5 protein-coding genes and 1 pseudogene are annotated in these 11796 nt (G+C 46.3%); 3 read left to right on the forward strand and 3 right to left on the reverse strand.

Annotation, left to right across the window (positions count from 1 at the left end):
• Positions 1 to 226: 226 nt before the first annotated feature.
• The 3 genes and pseudogenes from KSW37_RS07370 to KSW37_RS07380 form a co-directional block, all read right to left on the reverse strand.
• A complete protein-coding gene (locus tag KSW37_RS07370) occupies positions 227 to 3226 on the reverse strand; it encodes a SusC/RagA family TonB-linked outer membrane protein (protein ID WP_217313847.1) in 3000 nt (999 codons plus the stop codon).
• Positions 3227 to 3281: 55 nt separating this feature from the next.
• Positions 3282 to 4724 (reverse strand): annotated as a pseudogene (locus tag KSW37_RS07375) (alpha-L-fucosidase); the annotation flags it as partial.
• Between the two features lie 36 nt (positions 4725 to 4760).
• The gene (locus tag KSW37_RS07380; protein ID WP_217313849.1) at positions 4761 to 5981 is read right to left on the reverse strand and encodes an ROK family protein; all 1221 of its coding nucleotides are present in this window, start codon (positions 5979 to 5981) and stop codon (positions 4761 to 4763) included.
• Positions 5982 to 6407: 426 nt separating this feature from the next.
• On the opposite strand from KSW37_RS07380, the gene KSW37_RS07385 reads away from it, so the two are divergent.
• Genes KSW37_RS07385 through KSW37_RS07395 form a run of 3 tightly spaced genes read left to right on the forward strand, consistent with a single transcriptional unit; the run spans position 6408 to position 11787 of the window.
• Entirely contained in the window at positions 6408 to 7373 is a 966-nt protein-coding gene (locus tag KSW37_RS07385) for an ROK family protein (protein WP_217313850.1), read from the forward strand.
• A gap of 55 nt (positions 7374 to 7428) precedes the next feature.
• Positions 7429 to 9420, forward strand: coding sequence for a glucosamine-6-phosphate deaminase (locus tag KSW37_RS07390; RefSeq protein ID WP_217313851.1), 1992 nt, complete (start codon positions 7429 to 7431; stop codon positions 9418 to 9420).
• Between the two features lie 24 nt (positions 9421 to 9444).
• Positions 9445 to 11787, forward strand: a complete 2343-nt coding sequence (locus KSW37_RS07395; protein ID WP_217313852.1) for a family 20 glycosylhydrolase — start codon at positions 9445 to 9447, stop codon at positions 11785 to 11787.
• Positions 11788 to 11796 lie beyond the last annotated feature (9 nt).

An 11796-nucleotide genomic window follows, 5' to 3' on the forward strand; every position in this document is an offset into this window, starting at 1 on the left:
GTAAACCCTTGTCAACTACGTTCACGATATGACAAAATAAAAGCTCCGCAAATTCTCCACGGTAGAAATACGCTGCAAAAATATGTGGAAAATCGGGAACTGCCAAAAAGCACTCAGAAAGTGTTAAAAATCAAAGAGTATTGAAAATCAAGGATTTATGTTTAGTCAGTCATAGTAAGTTATGGTTAGTTATAAGGCTCTAAATACAACAACAAGATTGTTGAATTTAGAAGGTTACACGAACACCCATTGTGATGGTACGAGGATTAGGATAAGCACCCATATCCAAACCATTATCACGGTCTACGTTGGCATCACTGAAAGAAGCACCTGCTGGGTCAATACCCTTATAACCTGTGATGGTGAAGAGGTTCTGAGCTGAGAGTGAAAGACGGATGTCTGCCAATTTGGTTACGCTGCGTGGGAATGTATAAGCTACGCTGATATTTTCACAACGGAAGTAGTCGGCATTCTCGAGCCACTTGTCTGAATTACCATAGTTCTTGTTCTCTGCACCGATGGTAGGCATTGTTACACCTATATTACTGAAGTGATCCTTGTCTGTAACGAATCTTGAAGCACCAACCTCTGCATTCATTGCGAAACGTACGATATTCAAACGTTTTGCACCGAAGGCTGCATTGCAGAACATGTTGAAGTCCCAGTTCTTATAGGTAATGGTATTGTTCCAACCTAATGTGACATCAGGATTTGAGCGACCCAATACGAAACGGTCTGTACCTGCATTTGGAGAAGCAGTCTTGGTTCCGTCTGCTGCATAATACATGTCTACATACTGTCCCTTGTCGTTCTTTTCTACTCCAGCCCACTTGAATCCGTAGAATGTACCGATAGCTTCACCTTCCTTGATGATAGTACATGGGTCAACAGTACCAGGAGCTGGCTTCTCACCATAAATGATAGGTTCATCGGCTGTCATCTTGGTTACCTTGTTTTTGATGTAGCTGGCATTTAGTGTAGATGACCATGACCAATCCTTGGTCTGGATAATCTGACCATTGATGGTTACGTCAACACCCTTGTTGTTTACCTCGCCGGCATTTACCCAATATTGGGTTGCACCCAAGTAGCCTGGAGCTGCAGTCTGCAAAAGGGCATCCTTGGTGGTCTTGTTGAAGTAGTCGAAACTGATGCTCAAACGGTTACCGAAGAAACCGAGGTCAACACCGAGGTCAAACTGGTGAACCTTCTCCCAGGTCAGGTCTGGTGTAGCAAAACTGTTTGCCCAGTAACCTGTATAAGACTGGTTTGTTCCGTATGAGAAACCTGTTGATTCCAAAGTTCCAAGAGTAGAATAAGGAGCGATGTCCTGATTACCGATGATACCATAGCTGGCACGGATCTTCATGTAGTCTACTGCATTTCTGATAGGCTCCCAGAACTTTTCGTTAGAAACAGTCCAAGCACCTGCGATAGATGGGAAGTAACCCCACTTCTTGTTGGTGAAACGGCTGGAACCATCGGCACGGAATGTACCGGTCAGCATGTAGCGGTCGGCATAGTTGTACATGACGCGGGCAACGCCAGAGAGCATGGTCCACTTGCTGTAACCATTAGTCGGATTCTTGGAAGCTGCATCCTGGATATTCCAGTAACCTAACTGCTCGTGGGCAATACCGGTACCGGTCATTTGCATTTTGCGAACCTCGTTAGAAGAAACTTCCCATACACCGGTAGCTGTCAATGCGTGCTCGCCCCACTTGCCCATGTAAGTCAAATTGTTGGTAGACTGTAAAGCGGTTACTGCAGCATCGCCATTTGTCATGGAGTTACCTGAAACATTTACTCTGGTTGAAGTGAAGTTGTACCACTTATAATCATTATAGTCGATACCATTTGTGGTGGTGAATGTCAAGCCTTTGAGAAGTTTGAACTTCAGGTCAATGTGACCGGTTACCATGGTACGCTTGCGGTCGTTGTCGCCATCATGGAGAATACCGTAAGGGTTGTTCTGAATACAGTTGTAAGGATCCACATTGTAGTTGCCGTTAGGTGCCATCATTTCCATCGTTGGAGAGTAGTTCAATCCTACCCAGATAGGGTTAGACTGGTTCTGCGCAAAACCTGCACCAGAGTTGTCGGTCTGAGCAAGGTTGATATCTGTGGTCATCTCTAACCAGTCGAAAATCTTATTGTGCATGTTAGCCTTGATAGCGTAACGTCTTGATTTTGTATCTGTGATAACACCCTTCTGGTCCATGTAGTTGGCAGAGAAGTAGGTCTGAGTCTTCTCATTGCCCTGAGAAACTGCTACCTTATAGTTCTGGGTGATTCCAGTCTGGAGCAACTCGTCCATCCAGTCGATACCTGGTTTGGTTCCGTCAAGATAACCTTGCATGGCACTCTTGGCTACACCCTTGTAGTCAATCAAAGCCTGTGCATATTCTTTGGTTCCCATTACCTCTGGAATGTGGTAAGCGTTAGATATACCGAAACTTGCATCGAATGTTACCTGGGTAGCACCGGCAGAACCGCTCTTGGTTTGTACCATAACAACACCATTGGCACCGCGGGCACCATAGATGGCGGTAGAAGAAGCATCCTTCAAAACCTGGATGCTTTGGATATCTTCAGGGCTGATACCCTCAAGACCTGTCTCGCGAACGATACCGTCTACTACGTAGAGAGGGTCGTTGCTCTTGTTTACAGAGCTTGTACCACGTACACGAATCTTCATGGCTCCACCAGGAACACCGCTTGACATTACCTGCACACCAGACATACGTCCGTTGAGGGCATCCTCAACACGTGCAACAGGCTGGTCCTTGAAATTCTTGCTGTCCAAAACTGCCACAGAACCTGCCAAGTCAGCCTTCTTTACTGTACCGTAACCGATGACTACGGTCTCTTCAAGCATGTTGGCATCATCCTGCAAAGTGATGTTGAGCGGACTACCGCTCCATGTGAGGGTCTGTGATTTGTAACCCACATAAGTGATGGTAAGTTTGGCACCCTTTTCGATGTTGTTGAGGGCGAAGTTACCATCCAGGTCAGTTACGGTTCCACCGGTCTTACCTTCGATTCTGATGGTAGCGCCGATGATAGGTTCTCCGGTAGCGTCTTTAACAGTACCTGTACATGAGTTTTGCTGCTGGGTAGCTGTAGCAATGGTAGAATTGCTTTGAGCAGCCAATGCAGAAACAGTGCAAAGAGGTGACATCGCACCTAAAAGCGCTGCAAAATACAAATTTGCTCTTTTGTTCATAGGGCTATTATTTATTGTTAGTTATAAAATTTTTCGTACTTCTTTCTAGTTATTAGAATGCTGAAACAGAGTTTATACAAGGGCATCCCTTTGCATCGTCGATTACGATGCGGATGCCACTTGTTGTAATCTTATCGAAGCGAAGTATTCGCTTGTAGCCGATAGTGGTAGTCTCTTCCTTAGGGTCGAGCCTTACCCAGTTCTTGCCTTGTCGGTAATAGATTGAGAAGGCTTTTACGCGCTGCCCCAGAGGTATGTATTCCTGGAGCATGAGGCGTGTGATAGATTTTGGTTTTCCGAGTTGAAACTCGATATAGGCATCTTTTTTCTTTTTAGAAGCCCAGAAGGTGTCATACTGGCCGTCTGTGATATTCTTGCCAATGTGCTTGCCTTGCTGACTGTCTACTTTAGGTATGATGCCTTTCAGTAGATTGACTGATAATTCTTGTCGGATTTTCTTGTGGAAGTTTACTGCATTTGCAGAGTCGATAGGGTGGATGAGTCCATCCTTGTCTACCGGGAAGTTGAGTAACATGGTAGCGTTGTGTCCTACACTCTTGTAGTAGAGATTGCACAGGTCTTCAACGGTTTTTACCTTACTGTCTTCTTTCTCATGGTAGAACCATCCCGGGCGGATAGAGACATCGCACTCAGCTGGTGTCCACTGGTCGCCGTCTTCCCATCCAAACTGCAACTGTTTGTAGTCTTTGAAGCCTGGATAGACGGTGTCGGATGGTATTGTAGACCAGCAGGTTTCGCCTGCAAATCCATTTTCATTTCCTACCCATCGGCATCCCGGCCCGCCATCACCGAAAATAGTGGCATTGGGTTGTAAACTGTCAACAATTTCGAAAATCCTAGGGAAATTGTAGTAGTTCCTTCTGTCGATGGTTCTGCTTTCTTCGGCACCTCCGTACCAGCCGTCTCCTCCGTTGGCTCCGTCAAACCATACTTCGAAAAGTTCGCCGTAGTTGCTCAGAAGTTCCTTGAGCTGGCGCTGGTAGAGCTTCAGGTAGTAGGGAGAACCGTAGCTTGCCTGGTGTCTGTCCCAAGGCGAGAGGTAAACTCCGAATTTCAAACCGTATTTCTTGCATGCTTGGGAGAGTTCTCCTACCACATCACCTTCACCATTCTTATAAGGTGTGTTGCGGATGCAGTAATCTGTGGTGCGTGTAGGCCAGAGGCAGAAGCCGTCGTGATGTTTGGCAGTAATGATGACTCCTTTCATGCCCGCAGCAACCAGGGTTCTTGCCCATTGTTCGCAATCCAGTTTTTTAGGATTGAAGGTCTTTACATCCGAATTTCCGTATCCCCATTCCTTATCATTGAAGGTGTTGAGGCCGAAATGGATAAAAGCATAGGTTTCCAGTTTCTGCCATGCCATCTGCTTGGCGGTTGGCACAGGTTGGATGGGATCTACCTGGCTGTAGTTGCGCTGGGCGGCAGCTGTTATGGCTGCCAGCCCCAGGCATAGTGCAACAAGAAGAGACTTCTTCATACTTAAAATAGGTTTTGTATTGGTTGTTTAAATTCCTTATTTGTCGATGTTCTCATTCAGAAGCCGGTATCTTGCCATCAGACAGGCTCCCGTGATTCCTGCAAGACCTTTCAGACTTGAGGTAACGATTTTAGAATCCTCATTCATGATGTTGAGAGAGAATTTCTTGATACCCATCTTTACCGGTAGCGTGAGGTAGTCGCCTGTAACCGACATTTCTCCTCCGATGACCAGCATTTCTGGGTTGAAGATGTTGATGACTCCTGCCAGCTGCTTGCCAAGTTCATCTGCTATGCGCTGCAGTGTGGCAAGACTCAGTACATCTTCCTTTGCTATGGCGTCCAGGATATCCTGGAGTGATAGGTCTTCATTCTTTTTCAGAACTCTTTCAGAGAGGATGGAAGTCTTTCCTTCCTTTATCTTCTCGATGAGTTTCCTTTTGAGTGCTCTGCCCGAAACCTCTGTTTCTATGCAACCTATCTTGCCGCAGTGGCAGATGATGTTGTTGTTGTAGGCAGTCATGTGACCGAATTCGCCAGAATATCCCGACTTTCCGTAATAGAGTTTGCCGTCGATGATGATTCCGATTCCGATGCCCCAGCATACGTTCACGAAGATGGCGTCTTTCAGGCCTTTGCACTGTCCCTTAATCAACTCAGCGAAAGCCATGCTCCGGGTATCGTTCTCGATACATACAGGTAGCTGTATGAGCTGGGTCAACTTGTCGGCCAATGATTCTTTCAGGAAGGTGAACATGTTGTAGGCATTTCCCTGTACAGGATTCACGCGCTCAGCCACGTTCACGCAAACTTGAAGTATTTCTTCTCTTGAAACAGGAAGGCTTCCGATAAACTCATTGATGATTCTGCTTATCTCTTCCAGGTTTTCAGGAGAATTCTCATATACGTAAGGCACTCTTGTTTTTTCGGTAATCAGATTGCCTGCGAAGTCGCTTGCTGCAAGTGCCAGGCAGTTCATCTCAGGATTGACGCCGATGAAGTAGCCTGCTGTTGGAACGAGGTCGTAAACCATCGGGATGCGTCCCGAAGAATTGTCTTTTTTTCCAATCTCTCTGGCGAGTCCTTCTTTTATCAACTCGTTGAGGGCACTTGTTGTTGTCGGTAAGCTAACTCCGATAGCCTTCGACATCTCTGGGATGGTGGAGGCTCCGTGAGAGATAAACTGCTCCAGGAGTTTGCCCTGAACTGAGGGCTTTTTGTTTATCTTTCTAAGATATTTTATTAAGTCAGCTTTCATAACTAATATTTTTTATTTGCAAAGATAAGGTTTTTCTGTATAGGTACAATATTTTTGATGTTAATAAAACTTAAACAGCGAAAAATAGTATACTTTTCGTCGTTTTCGGACATTCTGTTTTCTTCTATACCTTATTATATATATAGAGAGGTTGGATGCGTAAGTGCACAAAAGGGGGGTTACACTTAATCGGTGTCAGATGCGAACAAAGTACAGGTATTTCAGCCGTAAGGAGACTTAAAGTATAAAAAATGTTTCTGTTTTAGAAATATTAACGCTATTTTCATTGCAGTGTTTGATAAAACTAGTAACTTTGCAAAATAAAATATTTTAGTAACGAGCTGAGCGTTAATAAAGAATTTAATAAATAGAAGTTTGTATCGCTCATCGTTATTTTTCGATTTTAACCTATTAATTAAAAGAAGTATGGAATACGATGTAAAGTCTTTAGTGATTGGCTTGGATTTGGGTGGAACCAATTCCGTTTTCGGCATCGTTGATGGGGACGGAGAAATAATAGCTACAACCTCAATCAAGACCCAGACATTCCAAAGCGTGGAACAATACGTAGAGGAGTCGGTAAAAGCTGTGATGCAGATAGTAGAACAGGTAGGTGGTATGGAGAAAATTCGTGCCATGGGCATCGGTGCTCCTTGTGGTAACTATTACAAGGGGACCATTGAAAATGCAGCAAACCTGGTATGGGCTAAGGGTATTGTACCGCTGGCTGACATGTTTGCAGAGAAACTGGGCATTCCGGTTGCTATTACCAATGATGCAAATGCGGCTGCTATGGGAGAAATGAAATATGGTGCTGCGGTTGGCATGAAAAACTTCGTAGAACTCACTCTCGGAACAGGCGTAGGATCGGGTATTGTGGCTAACGGGCAGCTGATTTATGGTTGCGACGGTTTCGCCGGTGAGTTGGGACACATGGTGGTGGATCCTGACGGAAGACCATGCGGCTGTGGCAGAAAGGGCTGTCTGGAAACCTACTGCTCGGCTACAGGTGTGGTCCGTACTACCTTGGCCATGCTCGAAGCATCAACTGGGGCAACTGAACTGAGAAATATTCCAAGGGAAGAAATTACATCTTATGCAGTTTATAAGGCAGCCATGGCAGGAGATACACTGGCACAGGAAGTGTTCAGACAAACCGGTACAAGAATCGGCAAGGCCTGTGCAGAGATAGCTACCTTTCTGAGCCCGGAGGCTTTTATCTTCTTCGGAGGATTGGCACAGGCTGGCGATCTGCTCTTCCGTCCTATTGAAGAAGCATATAACGAGCATGTGCTCTCATTATATAAAGGTAAGGCTAAGTTCCTGATGAGCGGACTGGATGGTGCCAAGGCTGCCATCCTGGGTGCTGCAGCAATGGCATCTGAACTCTAATCCGTCATTTTAAAAAAGAAAATATAACATAACCGATTTAAATATAGATAAAGATATGAGACTCAATCTTAGTTCACAAATCGTACTCAATAAAGTACCTGTAGAGTTCTACAGGCCAAAGACGACTGTAGAATATTCTGAAATCTCCAGAATGGAGAAGATTCATACAGATATCTTTGCCTCTATGGCAGAAGGTGCCAGTCATGTAGCTGATAAAATAGAAGCTGGTATCAAGGCAGCACAGCAGGAAGGCAAATTCTATGTGATGGCGCTGGGTTCCGGTTCTTCTCTCTATTCTGTATACGATGAACTCGTTCGCCGTTACAACGAGAAGACCCTGAGCTTCCGCAATGTTGTTGTATTCAATGCATACGAATATTATCCGCTCCAGAAGGACAGTTCTCTCCGTACCATCAACCAGTTGAAGGAGCGTTTCCTTGATCATGTGGATGTGGCTGAGCAGAACATCTTTACACTGGATGGTTTTGTGGCACAGGATGCCGTACAGGACAGTTGTCGTCTTTATGAGCAGCGTATCAAGACCTTTGGCGGTCTCGATGTAGCCCTTATAGGTATAGGCCGTTCGGGTAATATTGCTGCCAATGAGCCAGGTTCGGGCATCCAGTCGATGACCCGTATTATCCTCATCGGCAATACTTCTCGCGAAGAGATGGAGAACAGCGAGCAGACCAAGGAAACCATTCCTCCATGTTCGCTCACCATGGGTATCGCTACCTTACTCTCTGCCAAGAGCATCTATCTGACAGCCTGGGGCGAAGAGAAGGCTGAGATTATGCAGAAGGTGGTGGAGAACTCTATCACAGATACCCTACCGGCATCCTTCCTTCAGACTCATCCGAATGCACATGTTGTCATCGACCTGGGTGCTGCTCACCATCTGACGCGTATCGAGCATCCATGGCTCGTAACTTCATGCCAGTGGAGTGATAAACTGGTGCGTTCGGCACTGGTATGGCTCTGCCAGAAACTCGGCAAGCCTATCCTGAAGTTGACCAATAAGGATTATAATGAGAACGGACTGAGTGAACTTCTGGCACTCTATGGCTCTGCCTACAATGCCAATATCAAGATTTTCAATGATTTGCAGCATACCATTACCGGATGGCCAGGTGGTAAGCCAAATGCCGATGATACCTATCGTCCGGAGCGTGCAACACCATTCCCAAAGAAGGTTATCGTATTCTCTCCACACCCAGACGATGATGTTATCTCTATGGGAGGAACCATCCGTCGACTGGTACAGCAGAACCACGATGTGCATGTAGCTTACGAAACATCAGGAAACATTGCTGTGGGTGATGAGGAAGTAACAAGATTCATGCACTTTATCAATGGTTTCAACCAACTCTTTGCTGACTCAAAGGATAGTATCATCTCTAATAAATATAAGGAAATCAAGACCTTCTTTGCCAAGAAGAAGGAGAGTGATTTCGATACAAGAGATATCCTGACCATCAAGGGACTGATTCGCCGTGGTGAGGCTCGTATCGCTTGTACCTATAATGATATTCCGCTTGACCATGTCCACTTCCTCGACCTGCCATTCTATGAGAGCGGCAAGATAGAAAAGTTACCAATGACCGAGAAGGATGTAGAGATAGTGAGAGCTCTGTTGCAGAAGGTGCAGCCACATCAGATTTATGTTGCCGGCGACCTTGCTGATCCTCACGGAACCCACAAGAAGTGTACTGATGCCGTTCTGGCAGCTATCGACGAAGAGAAGAAAGCGGGTGCAGAATGGTTGAAGGACTGTCGCATCTGGATGTATCGTGGTGCCTGGGCTGAATGGGAGATTGAGAATATCGAAATGTGTGTTCCATTGAGCCCTGAGGAGTTGCGGGCAAAGCGTAACTCTATCCTCAAGCATCAGTCGCAGATGGAGAGTGCTCCTTTCTTGGGTAATGATGAGCGCCTGTTCTGGCAGAGAGCCGAGGACCGTAACCGTGCTACTGCATCGCTCTACGACCAGTTGGGTCTGGCATGCTATGAGGCCATGGAGGCTTTCGTGGAGTACAAACCATTGTAATACTTTATTAATATATTTAATGTTATGGCAAAGTTCAATCGTTTATTAGGCTCGTTTATAGCCTGTGCAGCGATGCTGGGTGGTATCTCTACTCCGGCATCTGCTGCCGATATTAATATTATCCCGATACCGGTGAAGACTCAGGTACAGAAAGGGGAGTTCGTATTGCCACAGAAGGTGGTAATCGCTTACCAGACGGCTGAAGGCAGAAATATCGCCCAGTACATGGCAGACAAACTGAAGGCTTCTACAGGTTATGAGGTAACGGTAGGTGGAAAAAAGGGGAATATCTCTATACAGATTTCTCCTTCGCTGAAAATTGCCGAGGAAGGTTATCGCCTTACCGTAACCGCCAAGGGGGTTGTTATCAAGGCGAAGACCGCCAAGGGCGCCTTCTACGGTATGCAGAGTTTCATGCAGTTACTCCCTGCCCAGATAGAGAGCGCAACCCGGGTGGATGGAGTGAAATGGGTAGCACAATGCTGTGATATCCAGGATGCTCCACGCTTCGGCTACCGTGGATTCCATCTCGATCCATGCCGCCATTTCATTTCTGTCGAGAATGTGAAGAAGCAACTGGACCTGATGTCTATGTTCAAGGTGAACACCATGCACTTCCATCTGACGGAAGACCAGGGCTGGCGTATCGAAATCAAGAAATATCCTAAACTTACTTCTGTGGGCAGTATCCGTACCGAGGGCGATGGCTCTCTTTATGGCGGTTTCTATACCCAGGAGCAGATTAAGGAAATAGTGGATTATGCTGCCAAGCGCTATATTACCGTGATTCCGGAAATCGACCTTCCTGGTCACATGATGGCAGCTATCTCTGCTTATCCTTATCTTTCATGCAAAGGTGAGCAGTGGTCGTTGAGAACTGTTTGGGGGGTAGAGGATATCGTGATGTGTCCGGGCAAGGAAGATATGTTCCGCTTCCTGGATGACATCTTTAGTGAGATTGTTCCTCTCTTCCCAGGTAAGTACTTCCATATCGGTGGCGACGAGTGTCCGAAGACCAGTTGGAAAAACTGTCCTACCTGTCAGAAGCGTATTCAGACAGAGGGCTTGCAGGCTGAAGGAAAGCATTCGGCTGAGGAAAGACTGCAGAGCTACGTTATCAAGCGCATAGAGAAAATGCTGGAGAAGCGTGGCAGAAAGATTATCGGATGGGACGAGATTCTGGAAGGCGGATTGAGTGAGAATGCTACCGTGATGTCATGGCGTGGAACGGAAGGAGGTATCGAGGCTGCCATGCAGAAGCATGATGTCATCATGACGCCGGGCAGCGACGGTATGTATCTCGACTGGTATCAGGGCGACAGCAAGGTGGAGCCTGTAACCATTCCTAGTCCTCCTAGATATCTGGCTTCTACCTATAATTATAATCCGGTACCTGATACCATCAAGGCGTTGGGACTGGCTCATCATATCCTGGGCGTTCAGTGTAACAACTGGTCGGAATATATGTATTCCAATGCCAAGATGGAGTATATGATGTATCCTCGTGCCATTGCTCTCTCTGAGATTGCATGGTCGCCAGTGAGCAGGAAAAACTTCAAGGATTTCTGCCGCCGACTGGATGCAAACAGTGTTCGTCTGGACGAGCGCCATATCCGTTATCATATCCCATTGCCTGAGCAGCCTTTCGGTTCTTGCGATAAGGTGGTCATTACTGGGGATACTGCAGTAACCTTTACCACCTCGCGTCCTATGAAGATGGTTTATACATTGGATGGAAGTACACCAACTCCTTCTTCTTCGGCTTATGCAGAGCCTATCAGGGTGAGTGGAAATGCCATCATCAAGATAGCTACCGTATTGCCTTCAGGCAAGATGAGCCGTATCAGAACCGTTGATGTTGAGAAGCAGACTTATGCTCCTGCTGTTAAGGTGGAGGGCGCAAAACCTGGGTTGCAGATGAAGCGCATTAAGGGCAACTATCTGAAGGTTGACCAGCTGGAATGGGCTGATGCTGCCTGGGAGTGTGCAAACATCGAGGGCTTGGAGCAGATGAAGATTCAGCAGAAGGATGATGCTGCTACCTTGCGCGGTGCCAATAATTATGCTGCCATCGCTGAGGGCTACATCAATATTCCGGAGGATGGTGTCTATTATCTCTCTTCCCGTCTGGAGCAGGTTTGGATAGATAACAAACTCATGATCAGCAACGAGGGGGATGTGAAGGCTGGTACCAATCATGATACTTCTGTAGCATTGGCTAAGGGATTGCATCCTTTCAAGGTGGTTTTCCTCAGCAATATCGTTGGCGGCTGGCCTTCATGGTGGAGCAGTCTCGGCATTGAAATGCGCAAGGACAGCGAACAGAAGTTTACACCAGTAGATAACTCTATGTTTTTCAGAAAATAATAAAACAGA

Source organism: Segatella copri, from assembly GCF_019127135.1.
Classification (GTDB): domain Bacteria; phylum Bacteroidota; class Bacteroidia; order Bacteroidales; family Bacteroidaceae; genus Prevotella.